Annotated in this window: 24 protein-coding genes, 1 tRNA gene and 1 other RNA gene; 17 read left to right on the forward strand and 9 right to left on the reverse strand. The window is 70.0% G+C overall.

The annotated features are described in order from the left end of the window. Positions 1-30 precede the first annotated feature (30 nt). Complete coding sequence (gene aceE, locus JOF43_RS21145; RefSeq protein WP_209905108.1) at positions 31-2,775, reverse strand: pyruvate dehydrogenase (acetyl-transferring), homodimeric type; 2,745 nt, start codon at positions 2,773-2,775, stop codon at positions 31-33. 317 nt (positions 2,776-3,092) lie between these two features. On the opposite strand from aceE, the gene JOF43_RS21150 reads away from it, so the two are divergent. Both JOF43_RS21150 and JOF43_RS21155 read left to right on the forward strand, forming a co-directional pair. Further along, positions 3,093-3,512 carry a DUF3052 domain-containing protein gene (locus JOF43_RS21150; RefSeq protein WP_209905109.1) on the forward strand — a complete coding sequence of 140 codons (420 nt, stop codon included), beginning with the start codon at positions 3,093-3,095 and terminating at the stop codon, positions 3,510-3,512. A gap of 77 nt (positions 3,513-3,589) precedes the next feature. Then, positions 3,590-3,663 (forward strand) — tRNA-Val (locus JOF43_RS21155). A 290-nt stretch (positions 3,664-3,953) separates the two neighbouring features. Here JOF43_RS21155 and JOF43_RS21160 read toward each other — a convergent pair. Beyond that, positions 3,954-4,814 (reverse strand): sigma-70 family RNA polymerase sigma factor, encoded by an 861-nt coding sequence (locus tag JOF43_RS21160; protein WP_209905110.1) that lies wholly within the window; start codon positions 4,812-4,814, stop codon positions 3,954-3,956. A 74-nt stretch (positions 4,815-4,888) separates the two neighbouring features. On the opposite strand from JOF43_RS21160, the gene JOF43_RS21165 reads away from it, so the two are divergent. The 5 genes from JOF43_RS21165 to JOF43_RS22815 all read left to right on the forward strand — a co-directional run bounded on the left by JOF43_RS21165 (position 4,889) and on the right by JOF43_RS22815 (position 7,080). After that, positions 4,889-5,671, forward strand: a complete 783-nt coding sequence (locus JOF43_RS21165; RefSeq protein WP_209905111.1) for an SDR family oxidoreductase — start codon at positions 4,889-4,891, stop codon at positions 5,669-5,671. A gap of 277 nt (positions 5,672-5,948) precedes the next feature. Further along, positions 5,949-6,326, forward strand: coding sequence for an ANTAR domain-containing protein (locus JOF43_RS21170; protein WP_209905112.1), 378 nt, complete (start codon positions 5,949-5,951; stop codon positions 6,324-6,326). Between the two features lie 140 nt (positions 6,327-6,466). Then, a complete protein-coding gene (locus JOF43_RS21175; RefSeq protein WP_209905113.1) occupies positions 6,467-6,688 on the forward strand; it encodes a hypothetical protein in 222 nt (73 codons plus the stop codon). 38 nt (positions 6,689-6,726) lie between these two features. Beyond that, the gene (locus JOF43_RS21180; protein ID WP_209905114.1) at positions 6,727-6,930 is read left to right on the forward strand and encodes a hypothetical protein; all 204 of its coding nucleotides are present in this window, start codon (positions 6,727-6,729) and stop codon (positions 6,928-6,930) included. A 45-nt stretch (positions 6,931-6,975) separates the two neighbouring features. After that, positions 6,976-7,080: an ester cyclase gene (locus JOF43_RS22815; RefSeq protein WP_245354644.1), complete on the forward strand. Its 105-nt coding sequence runs from the start codon at positions 6,976-6,978 to the stop codon at positions 7,078-7,080. A gap of 71 nt (positions 7,081-7,151) precedes the next feature. Here the strand turns inward: JOF43_RS22815 and JOF43_RS21185 are convergent, their stop codons facing one another. Continuing rightward, positions 7,152-7,328: a hypothetical protein gene (locus tag JOF43_RS21185; protein WP_209905115.1), complete on the reverse strand. Its 177-nt coding sequence runs from the start codon at positions 7,326-7,328 to the stop codon at positions 7,152-7,154. 255 nt (positions 7,329-7,583) lie between these two features. Here JOF43_RS21185 and JOF43_RS21190 point away from each other — a divergent pair, with 255 nt between their 5' ends. From JOF43_RS21190 to JOF43_RS21200, 3 genes are read left to right on the forward strand one after another with little or no spacing between them, the layout of a single operon-like run. After that, positions 7,584-8,861, forward strand: coding sequence for an aminotransferase class V-fold PLP-dependent enzyme (locus JOF43_RS21190; protein WP_209905116.1), 1,278 nt, complete (start codon positions 7,584-7,586; stop codon positions 8,859-8,861). Beyond that, positions 8,858-9,322 carry a Fe-S cluster assembly sulfur transfer protein SufU gene (gene sufU / locus JOF43_RS21195; protein WP_209905117.1) on the forward strand — a complete coding sequence of 155 codons (465 nt, stop codon included), beginning with the start codon at positions 8,858-8,860 and terminating at the stop codon, positions 9,320-9,322. The genes JOF43_RS21190 and sufU overlap by 4 nt, the downstream gene beginning before the upstream one ends. Next, positions 9,319-10,167, forward strand: coding sequence for a Nif3-like dinuclear metal center hexameric protein (locus tag JOF43_RS21200; protein ID WP_209905118.1), 849 nt, complete (start codon positions 9,319-9,321; stop codon positions 10,165-10,167). The genes sufU and JOF43_RS21200 overlap by 4 nt, the downstream gene beginning before the upstream one ends. Positions 10,168-10,188: 21 nt before the next feature. Here JOF43_RS21200 and JOF43_RS21205 read toward each other — a convergent pair whose 3' ends face one another. After that, complete coding sequence (locus tag JOF43_RS21205) at positions 10,189-10,968, reverse strand: YaaA family protein (protein ID WP_209905119.1); 780 nt, start codon at positions 10,966-10,968, stop codon at positions 10,189-10,191. Between the two features lie 130 nt (positions 10,969-11,098). Between JOF43_RS21205 and rnpB the strand changes: the two genes are divergently transcribed. Further along, positions 11,099-11,461, forward strand: an RNA gene (gene rnpB / locus JOF43_RS21210) — RNase P RNA component class A. A 10-nt stretch (positions 11,462-11,471) separates the two neighbouring features. Here the strand turns inward: rnpB and ppgK are convergent. Both ppgK and map read right to left on the reverse strand, forming a co-directional pair. Further along, positions 11,472-12,290: a polyphosphate--glucose phosphotransferase gene (gene ppgK / locus JOF43_RS21215; protein WP_209905120.1), complete on the reverse strand. Its 819-nt coding sequence runs from the start codon at positions 12,288-12,290 to the stop codon at positions 11,472-11,474. 139 nt (positions 12,291-12,429) lie between these two features. Further along, positions 12,430-13,317, reverse strand: a complete 888-nt coding sequence (map, locus tag JOF43_RS21220; RefSeq protein WP_209905121.1) for a type I methionyl aminopeptidase — start codon at positions 13,315-13,317, stop codon at positions 12,430-12,432. A gap of 38 nt (positions 13,318-13,355) precedes the next feature. Between map and JOF43_RS21225 the strand changes: the two genes are divergently transcribed. After that, entirely contained in the window at positions 13,356-13,559 is a 204-nt protein-coding gene (locus JOF43_RS21225; protein ID WP_209905122.1) for an SPOR domain-containing protein, read from the forward strand. 13 nt (positions 13,560-13,572) lie between these two features. Here the strand turns inward: JOF43_RS21225 and panB are convergent, their stop codons facing one another. Beyond that, a complete protein-coding gene (panB, locus tag JOF43_RS21230; RefSeq protein WP_209905123.1) occupies positions 13,573-14,400 on the reverse strand; it encodes a 3-methyl-2-oxobutanoate hydroxymethyltransferase in 828 nt (275 codons plus the stop codon). 208 nt (positions 14,401-14,608) lie between these two features. On the opposite strand from panB, the gene JOF43_RS21235 reads away from it, so the two are divergent. The 5 genes from JOF43_RS21235 to JOF43_RS21255 all read left to right on the forward strand — a co-directional run bounded on the left by JOF43_RS21235 (position 14,609) and on the right by JOF43_RS21255 (position 22,087). Beyond that, positions 14,609-15,169 carry a hypothetical protein gene (locus tag JOF43_RS21235; protein ID WP_209905124.1) on the forward strand — a complete coding sequence of 187 codons (561 nt, stop codon included), beginning with the start codon at positions 14,609-14,611 and terminating at the stop codon, positions 15,167-15,169. A 56-nt stretch (positions 15,170-15,225) separates the two neighbouring features. Beyond that, on the forward strand, positions 15,226-16,563 hold the full coding sequence (locus tag JOF43_RS21240; RefSeq protein ID WP_209905125.1) for a glutamine synthetase family protein: 1,338 nt from the start codon (positions 15,226-15,228) through the stop codon (positions 16,561-16,563). 25 nt (positions 16,564-16,588) lie between these two features. Further along, complete coding sequence (locus tag JOF43_RS21245) at positions 16,589-19,717, forward strand: bifunctional [glutamine synthetase] adenylyltransferase/[glutamine synthetase]-adenylyl-L-tyrosine phosphorylase (RefSeq protein WP_209905126.1); 3,129 nt, start codon at positions 16,589-16,591, stop codon at positions 19,715-19,717. 214 nt (positions 19,718-19,931) lie between these two features. Continuing rightward, positions 19,932-21,050: a PheS-related mystery ligase SrmL gene (srmL, locus tag JOF43_RS21250; RefSeq protein WP_209905127.1), complete on the forward strand. Its 1,119-nt coding sequence runs from the start codon at positions 19,932-19,934 to the stop codon at positions 21,048-21,050. 119 nt (positions 21,051-21,169) lie between these two features. Beyond that, the gene (locus tag JOF43_RS21255) at positions 21,170-22,087 is read left to right on the forward strand and encodes a hypothetical protein (RefSeq protein WP_209905128.1); all 918 of its coding nucleotides are present in this window, start codon (positions 21,170-21,172) and stop codon (positions 22,085-22,087) included. Between the two features lie 12 nt (positions 22,088-22,099). On the opposite strand, the gene JOF43_RS21260 is transcribed toward JOF43_RS21255, so the two are convergent. Both JOF43_RS21260 and JOF43_RS21265 read right to left on the reverse strand, forming a co-directional pair. Next, positions 22,100-22,723, reverse strand: coding sequence for a response regulator (locus tag JOF43_RS21260; protein WP_209905129.1), 624 nt, complete (start codon positions 22,721-22,723; stop codon positions 22,100-22,102). Continuing rightward, a complete protein-coding gene (locus JOF43_RS21265) occupies positions 22,720-23,982 on the reverse strand; it encodes a sensor histidine kinase (protein WP_209905130.1) in 1,263 nt (420 codons plus the stop codon). Before JOF43_RS21265 ends, JOF43_RS21260 begins: the two co-directional genes overlap by 4 nt. Positions 23,983-24,034 lie beyond the last annotated feature (52 nt).

The following is a 24,034-nucleotide window of genomic DNA, read 5'->3' on the forward strand; positions in this document are numbered from 1 at the left end:
GTCACGAGGACGGGCGCCCCGCAGCGGTGATCAGGACTCGCCGCCGAAGGAGCCGGACTGGCCCGCGTTGACGTTGCCCAGGTCGTACTTGTCGAGGGCCTGGCGCACCAGCGACGGATCGACCTTGCCCTCACGGGCGAGCAGCTGCAGGGCCTTGACGACCATGGAGTGCGCATCGATCTTCAGGTGGCGGCGGGCGGCCGGACGGGTGTCGGAGAAGCCCCAGCCGTCGGCCCCGAGCACGCCGTACTGGCCGGGGATCCATTCGCGGATCAGGTCCGGGACCAGGAAGTCGTAGTCGGAGGTCGCGACGTACGGGCCGTCGACCTTCTCGAGACGCTGCGTGATCCACGGGGTGCGCTCGTCCTCGGGGTGCAGGAGGTTGTGCTTCTCGGCCTCCAGGGCCTCCTTGCGCATCTCGCTCCAGGAGGTCACCGACCACACGGTGGCGCGCACGCCCCAGTCCTCGGCCAGGAGCTCGCGGGCGTGGCGTGCCCACGGCACGCCGACCCCGGAGGCGAGCAGCTGGGTCTCGGGCCCGTCGCCCTCGGGGGCCGGCTCCACGACGTACATGCCCTTGAGCAGGCCCTCGACGTCCAGGTCCTCCGGCTCCGCGGGCTGCACGAGAGGCTCGTTGTAGACCGTGATGTAGTAGAAGACCTCCTGGAGCCGGTCGTCCTCGCCGTACATGCGCTGGAGGCCGTCACGGATGATGTGTCCGAGCTCGTACCCGTAGGCGGGGTCGTAGATGACCGCACCGGGGTTGGTGTAGGCCAGGACCGGGGAGTGGCCGTCCATGTGCTGGAGGCCCTCGCCGGCCAGGGTGGTCTTGCCGGCGGTCGCGCCGATCACGAAGCCCTTGGCCATCTGGTCACCGGCGGCCCAGAAGAAGTCGCCGGTGCGCTGGAACCCGAACATCGAGTAGAAGATGTAGAACGGGATCATCGGGAAGTCGTGGGTGGCGTACGAGGTGCCGGCCGCGGTGAAGGCCGCGGTCGAGCTGATCTCGTTGATGCCCATGTGCTTGATCTGGCCGGAGGTGGACTCCTTGTAGGCCAGCAGCAGGTCACGGTCCACCGAGAGGTAGTTCTGCCCGTCCGGGTTGTAGATCTTCGCCGTCGGGAACAGCGAGTCCATGCCGAAGGTGCGGGCCTCGTCGGGGACGATCGGTACCCAGCGCTTGCCGGTCTGCTTGTCCCGCATGAGGTCCTTGAGCAGACGCACCAGCGCCATCGTGGTGGCGATCTCCTGCTTGCCCGAGCCGCGCCGGGTGACCTCGTAGGCCTTGTCCCCGGGCAGCTCGAGCGCCGTGTGCTCTGTCCGCCGGGTGGGGATCGGGCCGCCCAGTTCGGCACGACGGGACTTGAGGTACTTCATGACCGGGGCGTCGTCCTCGGGCATGTACAGCGGGGCGTCGTAGACGCTGCCCGACTCCAGCTGCTCGTCGCTGACCGGGATGTGCAGGGTGTCCCGCAGGGCCTTGAGGTCCTCGAGGGTGAACTTCTTCATCTGGTGGGTCGCATTGCGGCCCGCGAAGTTGGTGCCCAGGCGGTAGCCCTTGATGGTGTGGGCGAGGATCACGGTGGGCTTGCCCTTGGTGTCCATCGCGGCCTGGAAGGCGGCGTGGATCTTCTTGGCGTCGTGGCCGCCGCGGTTGAGCTTCCACCAGATGTCGTCGTCGGAGAGGTCCTCCACCAGCGCCTTCGTCCGGGGGTCCCGGCCGAAGAAGTTGTCGCGGATGAAGGCGCCGTTCTCGGCGCGGTAGGTCTGGTAGTCACCGTCGGGAGTGGCGTTCATCAGGTCGATGAGAGCGCCGTCGGTGGACTGCTCGAGCAACGGGTCCCAGCCGGACCCCCAGATCAGCTTGACGACGTTCCAGCCGGCACCGCGGAACTGGCTCTCCAGCTCCTGGATGATCTTGCCGTTGCCGCGCACCGGGCCGTCGAGACGCTGCAGGTTGCAGTTGACCACGAAGGTGAGGTTGTCCAGGTGCTCCTTGGCGGCGATGTGCAGCGCGCCGCGGGACTCCACCTCGTCCATCTCGCCGTCTCCGAGGAAGGCCCAGGTGTGCTGCTCGCTGGTGTCCTTCAGGCCGCGGTTGGTGAGGTACCGGTCGAAGGAGGCCTGCTCGATCGCGGCGACCGGACCGATGCCCATGGACACCGTGGGGAACTCCCAGAAGTCCTGCATCGCACGCGGGTGCGGGTAGGAGGGCATGCCGTGCTCGCTGGAGAACTCCTGGCGGAAGCCGTCGAGGTCCTCCTGGCCGAGGCGGCCCATCAGGTAGGCGCGGGCATAGATGCCGGGGGAGGCGTGACCCTGGAAGAAGATGTGGTCGCCGCCGCCGGAGTGGTCGCGGCCGCGGAAGAAGTGGTTGAAGCCGACCTCGTACATCGTGGCGATGGAGGCGTAGCTGGAGAGGTGACCGCCGACGGAGACGCCGGGGCTCTGGGCGCGGTGGACGAGCATCGCCGCGTTCCAGCGGTTGATGTTGCGCAGCTCCTTCTCGAGCTCCACGTCTCCGGGGTACTCGCCCTGCTCCTCGACCGGGATCGAGTTCACGTAGTCCGTGGCCAGCGAGTCCGGCAGGTGCAGGTCCTGATCGCGGGCGTGCTGGATCAGGCTCTGGACGACCTCGGAGGCGCGGTCAGTGCCCCGCTGTTCGACGAGACCGTCGAACGAGTCCAACCATTCCCGCGTCTCCTCCGGGTCCGGATCCTGCGCATGACTGGGCAGGTTGATGCCGATGGGACGAGGGGTCTCGTGCGAACTCACACTGTCCTTCTCTCTACGGGAGGCGATGGACCGGCGTCGGGAGCAGTGGGCGCCGGTGGGCACGGCTCCGTCGGCCTCGGTTCGGATCAGCCTACCGTCGCGAGGGGTGCCAGACTCCTTCACCGGACCGCCTCACGTGTGAGACCCCGAACACCCACGGCCGCTGCGTGACGCCCTCGGGGCGGCCTTCCCGCCGTACGGAGTGCAGGAGGGTGGCCGGTGACATAGACTCATGCGCGCACAGTTCGGTCCGGCGCCCTCGGGACGGTCCGGACTGGCGCAACCAGCATGTTCCCTTTCCTGTGAGGAGCCCTTTCTTGTCACCGTCGGCCGACGCCACTTCGTCCAGCTCTCCTGCCGAGGTGCTGTCCTTCACCTCGGGCCAGATCGTGCAGGAGTTCGGCTATGACGACGATGTCGATCACGACCTGCGCGATGCGATCGAGGACTTCCTCGGCGAGGACCTCGAGGACGAGGACTGCCAGGAGATCGTCGACGGCGTCATCATGTGGTGGCGCGAGGGGGACGGCGATCTCACCGACGCCATGGTCGACACCCTCACCACCCTCGCGCCCGGAGCGCCCGTGTGGGTGCTGACCCCGAAGGCCGGTCGCGACGGTCACGTCGCCCCGGGGGAGATCCAGGAGTGCGCCGGGATCGCCGGACTGCGGGTCATGAGCTCGGTGAGCCTGGCCAAGGACTGGACCGGGACCCGCCTGGCCAGCCGCACGAACTGAGAACCCGCGTGTTGTGCTGCCCCCGTGTGGGGTGACACGTCACCTCCCGTGCGGAGGCAAGGGGCAACGCCCCTCCCGGGTCGTTAGCTCAGCTGGTCAGAGCGTCTGGTTTACACCCAGAAGGTCGGGGGTTCGAGCCCCTCACGACCCACCGGATACAGAAATCCCTTCCCGCCAGCCACGAGGCAAGATCGGGGAGGGGTTTCTTCGTGCGTCGGGACGCGCAACACACGAGCTGCGATACGAGTTGTGTACGAGAGTGGTTTCAGGACCGACTTTCTCACCAGACCCGTGCTCGGGGGAGGGTGAAGCGCCCAGGGCGCTTCGTAGGTCACGCGTTCTGCGTGGGTGCCCATCGGCTCGCCGGTGCCCGGCGTTGATTCAGTCCACGCACCTCTCCTATTCGTCAGTGGTCGTGGGACATCGCGTGATTTCTATGCTCTACAGGACAGCCTTAAGGTCCGGGAGACGCTCTTGATCGGCGAGGACGCTGAGTCGGGTGATCCGGTGGCCGTCGGTGTCGAATGCCATGATCGACACGACTCGACGATTCATGACGGCGGCGACGCCGGGGCGACCGCCAATGAGGATCGGCGTCGAGTGTTCAGCCAGACGGCCGGACATCGCTGCTTGCGCGGCGATGGCTCGGGCTCCGTGAATGGATCGGGTTGAGTTTCCGTAGTCGGCGTGCAGGACTGCACCGTCATCGAGCAGCGACAACAGCTGGGTGAGATCGCCGTCTCGGGCGGCAGCCAGCCAGGCGTCAATGATGTGGCGTTCCCGAGCGCGTCCGGGGCGTCCGGCTTCCTCAGCTCCCCGGAGACGGCGTCTTGCTCGGGAAGCGAGTTGACGTGCTGCATCCTCAGAGCGATCGAGCACTGTCGCGACCTCGGTGAAGGGCTGTCCGAACACGTCGTGGAGCACGAAGGCGATCCGCTCGGCCGGGCTCAAGAGCTCGAGAAGAGTCAGCAGTGCAACGCTGATACGGTCACTCTGCACGATCAGCTCAGCAGGGTCGACTTCGACGGTGATGGGCTCATCGCGCCAGGGCTCGACCTGCCAGGAGTGCTCTCGCGTACGTCTCGGTGCCCTGAGCATGTCGAGGCTGATCCGGGAGATGACGGTGGTCAGCCACGCAGGCAGGTTCTCGATCGCTGCCGCATCACTCCGTTCCAGACGCAGCCAGGTCTCCTGCACGGCGTCATCGGCATCGGAGGCTGATCCAAGGAGCCGGGTAGCGATGGCGTGCAAGCGGGGTCGTTCGTCGTCGAAGCGGCGGGCCAAGGTTTCTTCTTCGGTCATGTCACGTCTCCTCGGTGTCGTGCGTCGTGATCCCGACGAGCGACACAGCTCGATCGTGACGAAAGGACGACACCATGACTGCACCCGTTCTCGTGACCGGAGGAACCGGCACTATCGGCAGCCGTGTAGTACCCATGCTACGAACAGCCGGACAGGAGGTGCGGGTCCTGACGCGGCGTCCCGGCAAGAGCGGGCCCGGCATCACCCACGTTCAGGCCAACACCGTCACTGGAGAGGGGATGGACCAGGCGCTGGTCGGCACCGAGGTCGTCCTGCATCTGGCCGGCGGCGCGAAAGGCGACGACGCCGCAGCACGGAACCTCGTCGACGCGGCACAGGCGACCGGCGTGGAGCACCTGATCCTCGTCTCCGTCACCGGAGCCGACACGATGCCGATCAGCTACTTCCGTGCCAAAGCCGCAGCCGAGCAGATCATCGCGGGGTCCGGGGTGCCGTACACGATCGTGAGGGCCGCGCAGCTGCACGATTTCGTGCTGCCCGTCATTCGAGCTATGGGCAGGCTGCCGTTGTTGCCGAAGCCGGGTGGACTGCGCTTCGAGCCCGTGGCCGTCGACGAGGTAGCCCGTCGTCTGCGCGAGGTCACCCTGGGGGACCCCGCTGGTCGCGTCGCCGACATCGTCGGGCCCGAGGTACTGACCGTGCGTGAACTCGCGGATGTCTTCTACGAGGAGACACGTCGCCGTCATCGGGTGAGTCTGCCGGTGCGCATCCCCGGCAAGATCGGCCGCGCCTACCGCGCGGGAGACAACCTCGCTGGCGATGACGCGCTCCGCGGTAGCCGAACGTGGCGACAGTTCCTCGCAGCAAGCACCGGTGCGGGTGTGAAGGCAGCCTGAGAACGGAATCGAGCTGGTCACAGGCGCTCGTGCACCGCCTCAGGGGTGCGCTCCCGCCGGATCATTCGGCCAGGGCATTCCGCTGCCGCGGTCGAAATGATCCCTGGGGCACAGGAAGGCTCACTCAGCGTTGTCCTCAAGCGCACGCACGCGCAGTCGCAATACCCGACGGGGGACCTGCCGGGAATTGTGGATGTGCTGCAGAACGAGATCGGACAGGGGCCATGTCTCGATGCGGTCTATCGCACCGCGGGCCGTCGAAGCCGGGGTGCGCGGCATGTTGGCGTTCCAGCTGTACGTCGAGAACGACAATCTGGGTGCGCTGAACCTGTTCTCGACGAGAGCCAGCGCCTTCACCGACGAGTCGGAGCACGTGGGGTTGCTGTTCGCCACACACGCCGCCATTGCGTTCGCGGCAACTCAGAAGCACGACCAGATGCATCGAGCACTGGCCGGCCGTGACGTGATTGGCCAGGCCAAGGGCATCCTGATGGAACGTTACGGCGTCACGGCCGAACAAGCCTTCCTGGTTTTGGCCAGGATCAGCCAGGAGAACAGCACCAAGCTGCATGATGTCGCCACTGGGCTCGTGAGCACCCGAGTCACGCCGGGGTCTGAAATCGGGCGGACCCGTCCTAGTCACAGCGAAGTCTGACATCGGGAGTGAGGTGACCGATCGGTGAGGTGAATGCATCGCGGCCTGGGTACGCTCGTCTGGACGATGCCGAAGGAGGCGTCCTGCGCTTCTATGACCCCGGAGACGGTCCCATCCAAGGGAGTTGGCGTGATCGAATCATGAGCATCGAAGAGATTCAGGCCCTGTGCGGGGGGCGCGTCAGTGTGTGGGACGGCGACGAGTTGGTCGCCGAAGGACTGCTCGGCGGCGTCGATGTGGTCTCTGCGCCTGAGCCTCCGACTGACGGGGAAGGATGGAGAGTCGAGCAGAGTCTCGTGCTCGAGGTCGATGGCGAGGCACATCGGGTGCGCTTCGAAGTGAAGGTCGTTCCACAGACGTAACCGGCCCGAGCGGTAGTCTCCTGCGCATGAATGCCGCCATGGCGTTCATCGCGGAGACGCCCGACGGAGAGGTCGAGTTCCCCTCGACCGGGCCGACGGCCGACTACCTCCTCGACGCGGCGCACGCGAACGCAGACCGGGAGCCTCACTGGCACCTCCGCTGGTGCCTCGACCGAATGGTCGTTGGAGAGGCGATGGATGTGAGGGATGCGCGAGTCCACCGCGTCGGCCCCCGTGACTGAACTCGGACGCACGAAAGCGCCCCGCCCTCACTGGGTGGTTTGTCGATGAGCAACGAGCTCTACCGCGTGGACGACGTATTCATCCTCGAAGAGTGGATCGTCACCGACACCTCATCGCTGTTCGCACAGATCACCGACCACTCGACCTGACTCTGCCGACGTGCTGGTGCCCGAAAGGGAGGTCGGCGGCGACGAGTCCGTGCTCGAGCGCGCCGGACGCCTCAGCGCGTGAAGTAGTAGGCGAGTGCGAGCACCGCGGGGACCGCCACCGCCGCGCAGCCCCAGATCATCGCCGTCTGCTTGTCACGCGACTTCTGCTCGTCCGTGCGCGGACGCTCACCGGATTCGAAGCCCTCGGCGCGAGCACGATCCCGCTCCCGGTTGCGGTGCGCGATCATGCGGATGACGGCGACCGCGAGGAAGGTGAGAGCCGTCAGGCCGAACAGCAGCAGGATCAGAGTGTCGATGAGAACTCCTCCACCGAGGGGACGGGCAGGTGTGGACAGGATCTCACGACCGGCCGGCCCATCCTGGACGGTTCCTATACTGGATGGACCGTCGCGAACGAGCCCGCCGAGCCGACCGGCCCCCGAGGCCCGCCCCGGAGGGCGGAGTGACCGCGACCGGCACCGAACCGAGGAGGAGCCGCGCAGGTGAACGCACCGAGCAGAGAGTTCGACGTCGAGGCGATCCGGGCAGACTTCCCGATCCTGGGGCGCATGCTGGATCCGGACACGCCGATGATCTACCTCGACGGCGGAGCCACGTCGCAACGCCCCCAGCAGGTCATCGACGCCGAGGTCGACTATCTCACCCGGGACAATGCGGCGGTCAAGCGCGGCGCGCACCGGATGGCGGCGGCCGCGACCGACGCCTACGAGGGGGCTCGCGAGAGGATCGCCTCCTTCCTCGGTGCCCCGTCACCGGACGAGGTCGTGTTCACCAAGAACGCCACCGAGGCCCTGAACCTCGTCGCCCGTTCCCTGGGCGACGGCGACAGCTCCACCCCGGATCACCTGCGGGTGCGCGAGGGCGACGAGATCCTCGTGACCGAGATGGAGCACCACGCGAATCTGGTGCCCTGGCAGCAGCTCGCCCGCCGTACCGGGGCGACGCTGCGCTGGATCCCGATGGCCGACGACTTCACCCTCGACCTCACCGACCTGGGCTCACTGCTGACCGAGCGCACCAAGGTCCTGGCGCTGACCCATCAGTCCAACGTGCTGGGCACCCTCAATCCGCTGGACCGCCTGCTCGAGGCGGCTCGCGCGGTGGGCGCGCTCACCGTCGTCGACGCCGCGCAGTCCGCGCCCCACATGCCCGTCGACCTCTCTGCCCTCGGCGCCGACTTCGTGGCGCTGTCCGGGCACAAGATGCTCGGCCCCACCGGGATCGGTGTGCTCTGGGGCCGCTACGAGCACCTCGCCTCCCTGCCTCCGTTCCTCACCGGCGGTTCCATGATCGAGATGGTCCACCTCGACCATTCCACCTTCGCCGAGCCGCCGGCCCGGTTCGAGGCCGGGACCCCGCCGATCAGCCAGGCCGTCGGCCTCGCCGCCGCGACGGACTATCTCTCCGCCTTGGGGATGGAGCAGATCGCCGGCCACGAGAAGGGATTGACCCAGCGCGCGCTGCGCGGCCTGAGCGCCCTCGAGGACGTGCGGATCATCGGCCCCGCGGCCGCCCCCGAGCGGAGCGGAGCGGTGTCCTTCGACCTCGCCGGCCGCCACCCCCACGACGTCGGCCAGGTGCTCGACTCGCTCGGTATCGAGGTGCGGGTCGGTCACCACTGCGCCTGGCCCCTGCATCGCCGCTACGGTCTGCACGGCACCACCCGCGCCAGCTTCTCCGTGCACACCACCGCCGCCGAGGTCGATGCCTTCGTCGACGGCGTCGCCCGCACCGCCGACTTCTTCCGGTCCCTGTCATGAACGGCGGCCTGAACTCCCTGTACACCGAGCTCGTCATCGAGCACGACAAGCGCCCCCTGCACGCCGGGCTGCGTGAACCCTTCGACGCCGAGGTCCACCACGTGAACCCCACCTGCGGCGACGAGATCACCCTGCGCCTGCAGCTGGCCGGAGAGTGCGACGCGGAGCGGATCGAGGACGTCTCGTACGAGGCGATCGGCTGCGCCATGAGCCGGGCAGCCGCCTCGATCATGGCCGATCTCCTGATCGGGCGGACGGTCGCCGAGATCGAACCCGTGCGCGTGCACTTCGAGGAGGCCATGCGCTCCCGCGGCACCGTCGAGGGGGACGAGGAGCTGATCGGCGACGGCATCGCCCTGCTCGGCGCCGCCCGGTTCCCCGCCCGCGTCAAGTGCGTGCTGATGCCCTGGAAGGCCTACCGGGCCGCCCTGGTCGAGGCCCGCGAGATCGAGCAGCGATGAGCGCGGCGGCGACCGTCGGCTCCGTCACCGGCATCCTCGAGGCGACCTACCCGCTTACCTGGGCGGAGGACTGGGACCGCGTCGGGCTGGTGCTCGGGGAGCGCACGGCCTCGGTGCGGCGGGTGCTGCTCGCCGTCGACCCCACCGTGGAGGTGGCGCGGGAGGCGGTGGAGCGCGGTGCCGAGCTGCTGGTCACCCACCATCCGCTGCTGCTGCGCGGCGCGAGCTTCCTCCCGGCCGACCAGGGCAAGGGTGCGGTCGTCACGGACCTGCTGCGTGCCGGCACCGCGCTGTGGTGCGGGCACACCAACGTCGACCGATCCACCCTCGGCACCGTCGGGGCGTGGATCCGCGCGCTCGACCTGCAGCATGCCCGGCCTCTCGTGCCCGCTCGGGAGGCCGAGGACGGCGCCCATGGCTCCCGGCTGTTCGGCCTGGGCGTCGTCGGCGCCCTTCGGGGTCCGACCACCGTCGGCGCCCTCACAGGAGCCGTCGCAGGCATCGTCCCGTCCACCGCGCGCGGCATACTGCACACCGGTCCCGGGGACCGCGAGGTGCAGCGGGTGGCCGTGGCGCCCGGTGCCGGGGACTCCTTCCTCGAGCAGGCCACGGCCGCGGGCGTGGACGGCTATATCACCTCTGACCTGCGTCACCACCCCGCCCTCGAACATGTCGAGGCGAGCGCGGACCCCGCCTCCGTGCCGGCGCTGATCGACGTGCCGCACGCGGCGAGCGAGGCCCTCTGGCTGCCGCTGGCCCGTGATCTGCTCGCCGGGACCGAGCCGGCGCTGGAGGTGCTGCTCAGCGAGCACACCACCGACCCGTGGGGCGGCCGCTTCGGCTGAGAGGTACCGGTGCGCGACGCCTCAGGCGACCCGGTCGACGACCACGAGCCTGTCGGCGTCGAGCTCTACCCGCAGACCGCTGCCGAAGGCGGTGCGCACCACGTCGACCACCTCGTCGGCCGAGATCGGTGTCCGCTCGGCCTCCAGCAATGCCCGCGTCACCAGCCCCCGGTAGCGCTTCGCCTCGTGCGAGATCACCGTGCGCACCCCGCCCCGCTCCTGGACCGGGGACACCTCGAGCACCTGCACACCCTCGCCGCTGCGCATCGCCATCATCGAGCGGTAGGACCCGGAACGGCAGTCGACGACCACGCCGGCACCCTCCGCGGCCTGCTCGCGACGCAGCTGGGCGGCCACGGGCTTCAGCCGTGGCGACCACCAGGAGCCCGCCTTGCCGAGGCGGGAGAGGGTGGAGCCGGCCGAGAGCCGGTAGGCGGGGATCCGGTCGCTGCCGGCGTCGACGAGACCGAACAGGGCGCTCTGGACGAGCACGCGGCGATCGGCCGCGGGGGAGTGGGCCGGGGAGAGTTGGTCGTACAGGACCCCGGAATACACGGCCAGGGCCCCGGCGGTCGGTTCGGACTCGATCCGGGCCATGCGCTCGATAAGCTCGGGGGAGGAGGCGGGCACACCGAGCCGGGCCGCGGCGTCCTTCCCCGCGGCGGTGCGCCGGGCCGCCCGCAGCATGGTGCGCCGCGACTCGGCCAGCTGCGGCAGCCCCAGGCCGTCGACGTCCAGGGCGGCGGCATCACCCGCCGCGGGACGGGTCTTGGTCTCCGAGGGCGGCAGCAGGATCAGCACCCGACCATTCTCGGCCGCGCCCGGGCCCCGCAGCGGGAGGCTGCGGCGAGATGTTGCGCACGTCAGCGGGCAGCGGGGCCCGGTGCGGTGGCCGGTCGCCACCGCACCTCGGCGTAGACTCCTGCCTGGACCAGTCGGCCGGGCAGTCGCGTCCTCGGGGTTCACGCCCCGGGGCCGAGGAAAGTCCGGGCTCCATCCGGCACGGTGGTGGGTAACGCCCACCCGGAGTGATCCGCGGGACAGTGCCACAGAGAGCAGACCGCCATCGCGTCCCTCGGGGCGCGGAGGTAAGGGTGAAAGGGTGGTGCAAGAGACCACCGCGGCCTCGGTGACGAGGCCGGCACGGTAAACCCCACCGGGAGCAAGGTCAGACAGGGAACGTTCGAGGGCGCCGGCCCGAGTTCCCGGGTGGACCGCTGGAGGTCGTCGGCAACGGCGATCCGAGAGGGATGACTGCCGATCACAGAACCCGGCTTACAGGCCGGCTGGTCCGCCCCGCATCATCACCTCGAGGCGGGCTTCTTCGCGGGCTTCGCGGGCTTGGACGCCTCCCCGGCCGCTTCCACCTCGCGCTGCGCCATCGCGGCGGCTCCGATGATCCCTGCCTCGTTACGCAGATCGGCGGGCACGATCGGCGTCTTCAGGTCGAGCCTCGGCAGGAACTTCGCGTGCTCCTTGGAGACTCCGCCACCGACGATGATGAGGTCCGGGCTGAACAGGAACTCCACCAGGGAGAAGTACTTCTGCAGGCGTTTGGACCACTTCTTCCACGAGAGGTCCTCGCGTTCGCGCACGGACGAGGCCATGTACTTCTCGGCGGAGTCGCCCTTCAGGGGGATGTGGCCGAGCTCGGAGTTGGGCACCAGCTTGCCGTCGACGAACATGGCGCTGCCCACGCCGGTGCCCAGGGTGATGACGAGCACCACCCCCTGCTGCCCGCGACCGGCACCCTGCTCCATCTCGGCGATGCCGGCGGCGTCGGCGTCGTTGACCACGAACACGTCGTGGCCGGTGCGCCCGCTCAGCAGTGCGTCGACGTCGGTGCCGATCCAGGAGTCGTCGACGTTCGCGGCGGTCTGTGCCACGCCGTGCTGGATCACGGCGGGGAAGGTGACGCCGACGGGCATGCCGTCGGCGATGTCGAAGGAGGAGAGCAGCTCGGCGACGGTGTCGGCGACGGCGTCCGGCAGCGAGGGCTGCGGGGTGCGGATCCGCAGGCGGTCCGCGCTCAGCGCACCGGTGGACAGATCCACCGGCGCCCCCTTGATGCCGCTGCCACCGATGTCGATCCCGAACGCGGTCCGCTTCGTCGACGTGCTCATCGCTACTCCTGGTCGAAGGGTCGAGCGAGGAGCTGCCCGACGGATCGGCGCGCCTGCGGGGCGCTGACGGCGGCCACGATACCCGGGTCCCTACCGGGGCGGCGAGGCGTTCCGGGAGCTGCGCCGCCCCGCCCGTCGATCACACGACGGTCAGCAGCTCGGCACCCTCCGCGGTGATCACCATCGTGTGCTCGAACTGGGCGGAGAACGAGCGGTCCTTGGTCACCACGGTCCAGCCGTCGTCCCACTGCTCCCAGTCCTGTGATCCGGCCGCGACCATCGGCTCGACGGTGAAGGTCATCCCCTCCTCGATCACGTCGTCGAACAGGGGTGCGGAGTCGTAGTGGGGGATGACCAGTCCGTTGTGGAATCCCTCGGCGACACCGTGACCGGTGTAGTCCCGCACCGACTCGTATCCGTGGCGTGCCACGAACTTCTCGATCACGCGGCCGATGACGTTGACCTCGCGGCCGGGCCTGGCGACCTTGATGCCGCGCATCATCGCCTCGTGGGACCGCTCGACGAGCTGATGGGCGGCCGGATGGACCTCGCCCACCTCGAAGGTGGCGTTGGTGTCGCCGTGGACGCCGTGGAGGAAGGCGGTGACGTCCACGTTGAGGATGTCGCCGTCCTGCATGACGGTGGAATCCGGGATGCCGTGGCAGATGACCTCGTTGAGGCTGGTGCAGCAGGACTTCTCGAAGCCCAGGTAGCCCAGCGTCGAGGGGTAGGCGCCGTTCTGGATCAGCACCTCGTGGACCACCTCGTCGATGCGGTCCGTGGTCACGCCGGGCACCGCGGCCTCCCCGGCGGCCTGCAGGGCGAGCGCCGCCACCCGGCTGGCCTCGCGCACCCGTGCGATGACGTCGGCGCTCTGGACGCGCGGACCGGAGTCGGAGACCGCCTCCTGCTTGCCCACGTACTCGGGGCGCTCGATGCGCGCGGGCACCGCCCGGCGCGGGCTCAGCGTGCCGGGCACCAGCAGCTCACGGCCTTCAGGACGGATCCACACCTGCTCTAGAGTCATACTCGTCAGTCTCTCACCGACAGGGGAAGGTATCCGACATGACGCAGGGCACGGAGTTCTTCTACAACCTCACCACCGGCGCCGTCGAGGAGGGCCGCCAGTCCTCGGGCACCGATCTGATGGGTCCCTATTCCTCCCGCGCGGAGGCGCAGCGGGCGCTGACGACCGCGGCGGGCCGCAATGAGCAGTGGGACGAGGACGACGCCGAATGGGACAGCACGGCTGCCGACGACGAGAGCTGACGTCGGGGCAGGTTCACTCGAAGGAGTGCTCCTCACCGGGATAGGAGCGCTCACCGACCTCGGCCCGGTACTGCTCGGCCGCATGGGTGAGGTCACGGCGCAGGTCCGCGAAGGTCTTGACGAACTTGCCGTGGAAGCCGGAGAGCCCGGCCATGTCCTGCCACACCAGCACCTGGCCGTCGCAGGCGGGGCCGGCGCCGATGCCGATGGTCGGGACCTGCACGACCTCGGTGATGCGAGCGGCCACCGAGGCCGGCACCAGCTCGAGCACGATCGCCGAGGCGCCCGCGTCCTGGATCGCCAGCGCATCCTCGGCCAGCTGATCGGCGCCGTGGGCATCGCGTCCCTGCACGCGGTGCCCGGACAGGGAGTTGACCGATTGGGGGGTGAAGCCGAGGTGGCCCATGACCGGGATGCCGGCCTCGACCAGGGCACGGATCTGCGGCACGACCGCGTGCCCGCCCTCGAGCTTGACCAGCTCCGCGCCGGCACGGACGAGCTCCACCCCGTGCCGGACGGCATCGGCCGGTCCGGTCTCGTAGGTGCCGAAGGCGAGGTCGGCCACCACCAACGGCCGATGCACGCTGCGGGCGACCGCTCCGGTGAAGGTGAGCATGTCCTGATGCGTGGTGGCGGTGGTCGAGCTGTGCCCGAGCACCGTGGTGCCCACGGAGTCACCCACCAGCAGCACGTCGATGCCGGCCTCCTCGAAGGCTTGCGCGGAGAACTGGTCGTAGGCGGTGAGCATCGAGAACGGCCGCCCACGGTCCTTGGCGTCGTGCAGATGACGGATGCGTACCTTGGCGGGGCCGACGGGTCCGGTACCGGAAGAGGTGCTCACGATGATGCTCCTGGGCGGGTTCGGGTCAGAGGCACGGGGCCACCCGCGCCGCGCGGCCCGGCGGGGGACGGGGAGAGGGGGACCCGGTGCACATACAGCCTATCCGCGTGCCGGAGACGGACGCCGATGTGCCCGGCCCCGGGACGGGCTGTGACACTGTGTGGTCACGTCGGTGCCCAGGCCGACGCCGAGAGAGAGGTGCAGGACCATGACGCCGATCATGCGCAGGACGGTTCGGGGTGCGGCGACGGGCCTGGGAGCGCTGGCCCTCGTGGCGGGGGCGTCCTCGTGCAGCACGCTTCTCGGGGGTGAGGACGAGGGCGGACAGGAGACCTCGGCGGGTGAGGAGCAGGCTGCCGAGGACGAGAGCGACGCCGGGTCCGACGCGGGCGGTGAGGAGGCCGGGTCCGATGCGGGCGGCGACGAGGCCGCAGGTCGGATCGACGAGGCCGGGCTGACCGCCGCGGGCGATCGGTTCCTCGAGTTCCTGCAGGTCCTCGACGACGGCGACGCCGACACCGCGTGCGCCTTCGTCCTCGATCCCTCGACCGGGGAGCCCTTCGCCGGCGACAGGCTCGCGCAGTGCACCGAGATGATCGCTCCGAAGATGGAATCCTTGGAGCCGGGCAGCATGGACATCCTCGGTCGTTCGATGATCGAGACCATGGACAACGGCGACGGCACCGTGGACGTCACGGTCGCCGGACGAGATTTCCAGTACGTCCTGAAGCAGGCGCCGGACGGCGAGTGGTACGTCTCGAACGCCTGAGAGCTCCCCGCTCGCCCGCCGTCGTGGCGCGCCTGATCCTGAGGCACACTGGCCCCATGGAACATCTCCACGACGACGTCATCCGGAAGGTCACCGACAGCGACGTGCGGTTCATCCGCCTGTGGTTCTGCGACATCGCCGGGACGCTGAAGTCCATCGCGATCTCCCCGTCGGACCTCGAAGCGGCCTTCGCAGAGGGCATCGGGATCGACGGCTCCACGATCGAGGGGCTCACCCGCAGCTACGAGTCGGACATGATCCTGCGTCCCGACCCCGCCACCTTCGAGCTGCTGGCCTGGCGGGGTGAGATCAACGCGACCGGTCGGATGATGTGCGACGTGCTGACCCCGGACGGCGAGCCCGCCGCCTCCGACCCGCGGCGCGTGTTGCGGGAGGCGCTGTCGCGCGCCGAGGAGAAGGGCCTGGAGTTCTTCGCCCACCCGGAGATCGAGTTCTACCTGTTCGACGAGCCCTACCGGCGAGGCGAGCAGCTGCGACCGATCGACGGCGCGGGCTACTTCGACCACGTCCATCGCGGCCAGGGCCAGGACTTCCGCCGTACCGCGATCCAGCACCTCGAGGCCATGAACATCCAGGTCGAGTTCTCCCACCACGAGAACGGGCCCGGGCAGAACGAGATCGACCTGCGCTATGCCGACGCGCTGACCACGGCCGACAACATCGTCACCCTCCGCACGGTGGTCAAGGAGGTCGCGCTGTCGATGGGGCAGGTGGCGACCTTCATGCCCAAGCCGATGATCGAGCATCCCGGCTCCGGCATGCACACCCACCTGTCGATGTTCCAGGGCGGCAAGAACGCCTTCCACGAGCCCGGCGCCGAGTACGGCCTCTCCCGCCTGGGCCGGCAGTTCATCGCCGGGCTCCTGCGCCACGCCCCCGAGTACAGCGCGGTCACCAACCAGTGGGTGAACTCCTACAAGCGGCTGTGGGGCGCGCAGGAGGCCCCGAGCTACGTCTGCTGGGGCCACAACAACCGCTCCGCCCTGGTGCGGGTGCCGTTCCACAAGCCCACCAAGGGCACCAGCTCCCGCGTCGAGTTCCGTGGCCTGGACTCCTCGGCGAACCCCTACCTCGCCCTCGCGGTGCTGCTGGCGGCGGGGATGGCGGGGATCGAGGGCGAGTACGAGCTGCCCGAGGGGGCGGAGGACGCGGTGTGGGACCTCTCCGAGCGCGAACGCCGCGCCATGGGCATCGAGCCGCTTCCCACCGACCTGTTCCGGGCGTTGGAGAGCTTCGAGGGCTCCGAGTTGATGGCCTCCACGCTCGGGGAGCAGGTCTTCGAGTTCTTCCTGCGCGACAAGCAGCAGGAATGGCAGCGCTACCGCGAGCAGGTGACCGACTACGAGCTCGCCTCGACCTTCAGCCGGGTCTGAGGAGACCCGAGGAGAGGAGCGATCGATGGCGACCGAGCCGCCCACCACCACCGGTGCCCTCGCGCGCCTGGGCTTCAGCCGCACCGACCGGGTCCGCCGCTTCCTGGACGACCCCGTCCTGGCCGCCCTCGGCCCGGGAGCCGTTCAGCGCCTCGGGGCGACAGCCGACGGCGACGACGCGGTGCTCGGCCTGCTGCGCCTGGCGGAATCCGCCCAGGAGTCCGGGCAGCAGTCCCTGATGGACGACTTCCTGGCCTCCGTCGGGACGCGGGGAAGCCACGGGGAGCGACTGATCTCCCTGCTGGGGACCTCCGTCGCCCTCGGTGACTTCCTCGCCCGCCACCCCGAGTGCCTCGAGGCGCTGCGGGAGGGGGACGACGACCTGACCGTGAACGCCGCCGCGGTGCGCGGCTCGCTGCTGCGCGCCGTCGGCGCGGACCCGTCGGCCGACGTCCCCGTCGCCGGGGAGGGCGCGCGCGAGATGCGCGACGCACTGCGGGTCGCCTACCACGAGCGGCTGGTGCAGATCGCGGCGGCCGACGTCCTCGCCCCCGATCCCACCGCCCTGCAGCCCCAGGTCTCCGCTGCGCTCAGCGATCTCGCCGACGCCGCCCTCGATGCGGCAGCCGCGATCGCCCGGGCGGCGGTCGAGGGACACGAGAAGATCCGCTGGGCCGTGATCGCCCTCGGCAAGACCGGAGCCCGGGAGCTGAACTTCCTCTCCGACGTCGACGTCATGCACGTGATCGCCCCGGCGCAGGGACGAGAAGGCGGCGAGCACGGTGATGTCGATGACATCGATGAGGAGGAGCTGGTCGCCCTCGGCTCCGCACTGGCCCGTGAGCTCGCCCGCGCCGCCTCGGACCGCACTGCCGAGGGTTCCCTCTGGCAGGTCGACGCGAACCTGCGCCCGGAGGGCAAGGACGGACCGTTGGTGCGGACCCTGGACTCCTACCGCCGGTACTACGACCAGTGGGCGCACTCCTGGGAGTTCCAGGCGCTGCTGAAGGCCCGTGCCGCCGCCGGCGACCTCGACCTCGGACACGCCTTCGAGGAGATGGTCGAGCCATGGGTGTGGCAGGCCTCGACCCGCGACAGCTTCGTGGAGGACACCCGGGCGATGCGCCGCCGCGTCGTCGCGCACATCCCCCGCGGGGAGGTCGACCGCAACATCAAGCTCGGCCCCGGGGGCCTGCGCGACGTCGAGTTCACCGTCCAGCTGCTGCAGATGGTCCACGGACGCACCGAGGCGCGACTGCAGAGCCGCTCCACCCTGGAGTCCCTGGCACGCCTGGGGGAGGGCGGCTACATCTCCCGTGACCACGTCACCGAGATGGACGAGGCCTACCGCTTCCTGCGCTGCATCGAGCACCGTCTGCAGCTGCACCGGATGCGGCGCACCCAGGTGCTGCCCACCTCCGGGGCGGACCTTCGGCGCCTCGCGCGCACCCTGGGACTGACCCAGGACCAGTTCCACCAGCGGTACAACCGCACCCGGCGCCGGGTGCGGCAGCTGCACGAGGAGATCTTCTACCGGCCGCTGCTGGTGACCGCCTCGCAGCTCAGCGACGGAGAGATCGCCCTGACCCCTGAATCGGCGACGGCCCGGCTGGCCGCGATCGGCTACCGCGATGGCTCCCGCGCGCTCGGCCACATCTCGGCGCTGACCGAGGGCATCTCGCGGCGCGCCAGGATCCAGCGCCAGCTGCTGCCGGCCATGCTCGAGTGGTTCGCCGACGGGATCGACCCCGACCTCGGACTGCTCTCCTTCCGCCGCCTCTCGGACACCATCGGCTCCGCCCACTGGTATCTGGGCCTGCTGCGCGACTCCGGCCTGGCCGCCAAACGTCTGACCAGGGTGCTGTCGGCGAGCAGGTTCGTCGGCGAGCAGCTCGAGCAGATCCCCGAGGCGGTGCGCTGGCTGGCCCGCGACGAGCTGCTGAGGCCCCTGTCGCGCGACGTGTTGGGCCGGGAGTTCCTCGCCGTCATCTCCCGCGTCGACTCGGTGGAGGTCGCACGCGACGTGCTGCGCCGCTCGCGCAGCCGGGAGCTGCTGCGCATCGCTCTGGCACATCTGACCGGTGTCGCCACGCCCGCGCAGGTGGCACGGGCGCTGACCGACCTCGCCGAGGCAGTGCTCGAGGCGGGTCTGCTGGTCGCTTTCCACGTCGTGGCCCGCGAGCGGAAGGTCGTCGACGATGACGCGGAGACCCTGGACGGCATCGACGAGGTCGACGTGGACACCGCCAAGCGGCTGCGGGAACGGCGCTCCGACCCGGCCCGGGCCCTCGGCATCGAGATGGCGATCATCGCGCAGGGCAGCTTCGGCGCCCGCGAGATGGGGTACGCCTCCGACGCGGACGTGCAGTTCCTCGGCATCGATCACGGGGCGGGCGACAGCGCCGGGGAGATCGCGATCGCGGTGGCCACCCAGACCCAGAGGATCCTCAACGCGCCGGCTGCCGGGGCGGACATGAAGGTCAGCGCCGACCTGCGCCCCGAAGGGAAGGTCGGGCCGCTGGCCCGCAGCCTCGAGGCGTGGACCGACTACTACCGACGCGACGCCCAGACCTGGGAGAAGCAAGCGCTGGTGCGGGCGCGCCCGGTGGTCGCATCGGCCGCTGTCGCCGAGCAGCTCGTGACGGAGATGGATCGCCACCGGTACCCGAGCGGGGGACTCGACGACGGCTCGCGCCGGGAGATCGTGCGGATGAAGGCGAGAGTCGAATCCGAGCGGCTGCCTCGCAACGCGGACCCCTCCCGGCAGGTGAAGCTGGGACGCGGTGGCATGACGGACGTCGAGTGGTGCGCGCAGATCCTCGCCATGGACCACGGCCACGAGGTCGAGGCCCTGCGCACCACCCACACCCTGACCCAGCTGGAGGCGGCGGCGGAGGCCGGGCTGATCGCGGGCCGTGAGGCCCAGGAGCTCTCGGAGGCCTGGGCCCTGGCCTGGCAGGTGCGCCGCTGCCTGTTCCTGTGGAAGCGGCGCGAGGGCGACGTGCTCCCGTCGGACCGCACCGAGCTGCTGGCGCTGGCCTGGCTGATCGACGGCGACGACACCTCCGCCTCCGACCTCGAGGAGCGATATCTGCGCCTGACCCGCCGCGCACGGCTCATCGCCGAACGCCTCATCTTCGGGGCCGAGGACTAGTCGTTGCTGGCCAGAACGGTGCCGACGTCAACCGGTAGCGGGCGATCGTGCATGTATCCTGATTCCGTGGAGAGGCAGCAGCGATTTCGGGACCCCCGGCCGGGAGATGGCCGCGGGGTCTTCGACGAGCGCTCGTAGCGCATCAGGTCTCCGCAGGTACGGCCGGGGGAAGCTCTCACCCTCGCCGATTTGCAACCCTTGTGGGGACCTTCTCATGTCGACTACCGATTACCTGACCACTGACCAGCTGTCTCGAGCGCTGACCCTGCGTGACCTCACCGATCCCGCTCATGGCGAGCACGCCATGCAAGCCCTGCTCGACGCGGTGGTGACCGCGCTGCAGTCCCGATGGCGCAGCACGGTGCGCCACGTGCGCAGCTCTCCGATCGTGCCGGTCCGCGAGAACTACGACCGTCTCGGCTACGGCCCGGACGATGTCACGCGCGACCACCGGTACACCCGGTACATCTCCTCGACGGTGATGCTCCGCAGCCACACGAGCGCGGATGTCACGACCGCGCTGGAGGATTATGCGGGCCGTCGCGACGTCGACGAGCTGCTGGTGGTCCCCGGCCTCGCCTACCGGCGCGACGCGGTCGATCGCCATCACGTGGGCGAGCCGCACCAGGTGGACCTCTGGCGCGTGCGCAGCACTCCGGACACCGATGACGGCGAGTTGCTCGCGATGATCGGCTGCCTGGTCGACGCGGTGCTCCCGGGTACGGAGTGGACCGCGACCGATGCGGTTCACCCGTACACGGTCGGCGGGAGGCAGATCGACGTGATCCACGACGGCGAGTGCCTCGAGCTCGCCGAGTGCGGGCGAATCCATCCCGAGGTGCTGCGCGGCTCCGGGCTCGACCCCGAGCAGTGGTCGGGACTCGCGCTCGGCATGGGGCTCGAGCGCGCGCTGATGCTGCGCAAAGGCATCCCCGACATCCGGTACCTGCGGGCAGAGGACCCCCGCATCGTCTCCCAGATGCTCACCCTGGAACCATGGCGGCACGTCTCATCCCTGCCGGCGAGCCGCCGTGACCTCTCCGTGGTGCTGGACGCCGAAGAGGACGAGGAGACCCTGGGCGATCGCATCCGCACCGCCCTCGGGGACGATGCGGACGTGATCGAGTCCGTCGAAGTGCTCAGCCGCACCGCCCACGGCGACCTCCCCGAGGCTGCACGCTCCCGCCTCGGCACGCAGGAGGGCCAGGTCAATCTTCTGCTGCGGATCGTCCTGCGGCCCCTCGACCGCACGCTCACCTCGGACCAGGCCAACGCGATGCGCAACACGATCTACCGCGCCGTGCACGAGGGGCCGGTGTTGGAGCTGATCTGACTGGCGCCGATGACCTCCGGCGCGTCCGGGCTCCGCACCCTCACCGCACCGCGGACCCGACGTACCGTGTTCCCTGACCCCGTCGCCCACCGCGCCCGCCCGCGCGCTCCCGAGGAGCCATGACCACCCCGAAGCTCAGCGCCGACACCCCGCGCGGCCGCATGTACCGTCTCGAGCCCGAGGGGCCGCTGCTGTACCCCTCGATCACGACCGTCTCGGGGATGCGCGCGAAGGACCATCTGCAGGGCTGGTACGCGACCATGGCCTCCAAGCGAGCCCTGGAGATGTACGCCTGGCTGGACCGCAATCCCGGGCGCGCCGCGGCCGAGATCTCCCGGGTCTCACGGGACACCTGGGGAACCCAGAAGCGCATCGCGGCGGCCGCCCCCGAGTACACGCGCACCGCCGCCGATTTCGGCACCCTGGTCCATGCGGCCTGCGAGCTGTGGGGGACCAGCGGGTCCCGCCCCACGGCGGACGAGGTGAGCGGCCTCGCCGAGTCCATGCGCGCCGGACAGGGCGCGTTCGCGACGGAGAAGGACCCTCGCGCCCTGGTCTCCCGGGCCGATGTTCGCCTGGACGGCTACGCCCGCTTCCTGGAGGACTACCAGCCCGAGTTCGTCGAGGTCGAGCAGACCGTCGTCAACCACACCGTGGGCTACGCCGGCACCACCGACGCGATCGTACGGATCGGCAACACCCTGCTCAGCGGCGACATCAAGACCTCGAAGAAGGTGCGCGGCGACTACGCCCTGCAGGGGGTCGCCGTCTGCCGCGCCGAGCAGCTGCTGGACGACGACGGCACCGTGCGGGAGATGCCGGAGCTGACCGGGGCGTTCATCATCCACCTCCCGGAGGCCGGGGGCTATCAGGTGGTGCCGCTGCGCACCGGCGACGCCGAGTTCGAGGTGTTCCGCTCCCTGCGCAGCGCCTGGTCGTTCGAGCCCGACGAGTGCGCGCTCGGCACCGCCTCCGGACCGAAGGACCTGGTGCTGTCGCTGCTGCGCGCCAAAGGGGGGATGGACGCACTGGACTGACCGCGCGTCGGGTCATTCCGGCCGCAGGATCCCCTGGGCCCGGGCCTGCGCCACCGCCTGCGCGCGGCTGGTGACGGCGAGCTTGTCGAAGACATGCACGAGATGGGTCTTCACGGTCGCCTGTGAGAGGAACAGCTCGGTCGCGATCTGCGCATTGGTGCGGCCCTCCGCGACCCGGGTCAGCACCTCGAGCTCCCGCACGGACAGCACGGTGTCCGCGGAGCGGCTGCGCAGGCGGTGCGAGATCCGGGGGTCGACGGCCGCCGACCCGGTGTGTGCCCGGCGGATCGCCGCCGCCAGCTCCTCGGCCGGGGAGTCCTTGAGCAGGTATCCGCCGGCACCGGCGTCCATGGCGGCCGTGACGTCCTGGTCATTGTCGTAGGTGGTCAGCACCAGGATGGTGGGCTGGGAGCCCACGGCGCGCAGGGAGGGGATCACGTCCGTGCCGCGCTGCTGCCCCTCACCGAACCGAAGGTCCAGCAGTACGACGTCGGGAGAGCTGGAGCGGGCCTGTCGCACGGCCTCCTGCGGGGTGGCGGCCTCACCGACCACCTCGAGGTCGGCCTCCGCGCCGAGCACGGCGATCAGTCCTCGGCGCACGATGGCGTGGTCGTCGGCCAGCAGCACGGTGATCATGGGGACTCCTCGGGGCGGGGGAGGGGCTCCTGGGCCAGCGGGAGCACCACTTGGACGGCCGTGCCCGCGCCGGGCGCGGTCTCGATCACGAGGGCGCCCCCGACGGACGCGGCCCGGGCCCGGGCCGACCGCAGCCCGAAGCCGGCGACCTGCTCGGGCACGAAGCCGCGCCCGTCGTCGACCACGTCCAGCAGGATCTGATGCTCGTGCCTGGAGACGGTGACGATGATGCGCGGGGCGTCGGAGTGCTGGACCGCATTCGCCAGCAGCGACTCCACCAGGCGGAGCAGGGCGCGGGCCGTGCTGCGGGGCAGCTCCTCCAGCTCCTGGTCCGTGAGATCGTCCCGCAGCTCCACCGCGCCGGGGCCGACGGCGGTGGCGTCTGCGGTCAGGCGTCGCAGCTGCTCACGCAGCTCCGGTCCGGTGGGCACGTCGACGTCGGCCGCGTCGACGAAGCGGCGGGTCTGCTGCCCGGTGCGGGCGGCGGCGGCCCGGGCCTCCTGGACCAGGGATCGCGCCTCGACCGTCTCCTCCCGTTCCAGCGCGGCGGTGGCCGCATCCAGCAGCAGGTGGATCGACAGGTTCGACTGGGCGACCGTGTCATGCAGCTCGCGGGCGACCCGGTCGCGCTCGGCGGCGGTGGTCGCGGCGCGGGTCTGCTCGGCGATCATGTCACGTGCCCGGGCGAGCTGCTGCGCCAGATGGGTGCGGCGGTCGACCTCGCGCTGCAGGGCGCGCACCGTGATCACCACGGCGAGCGCCACCAGGGCACCGATGACCGGTCCGGCGATCTCTCCGGGTGCTGGATCCTGTGACCAGCTGGTGTACCCCAGCACGGCGATGGCGGTCACCACCACGAGGCCGAGCAGACCCCCCGTCCAGGGCATCGCGTACAGCACGGCGAAGTCGAGGCCGAAGGCCACCCAGACCGCGTCGGGCCCGAGGAAGAAGGTGCCGGACCACAGCACGACGCTGGGGCCGAGATGGGCCAGCGCGCCCCACGAGCCCTCCGGTCCGGCCCGGCGGCGCAGCGCTCGGCGGGCGCCGACCGAATAGACGGTGGTGACCGCCGCCAGCAGCACCAGCGTGAGGGCAGCCCCGTCGGCCGGGCGGGGGAGCAGCACGATCACCGCCGCGACGACGACCATCGCGTACACCAGGGCGTGCACGGCCCAGCGCAGAGCAGAGGCGAAGGGTGTCGGCGTGAGGTCCGGATCCAGGGCCTCCCGGCCTGTTCCCGTCGCGTGGCGCCCGTCCATGGGGCGACCCTATCCGCACCGCTCGGCCGGCGCCCCTTGCCCCCGGTTGAAC

The organism is Brachybacterium sacelli (assembly GCF_017876545.1).
Classification (GTDB): domain Bacteria; phylum Actinomycetota; class Actinomycetes; order Actinomycetales; family Dermabacteraceae; genus Brachybacterium; species Brachybacterium sacelli.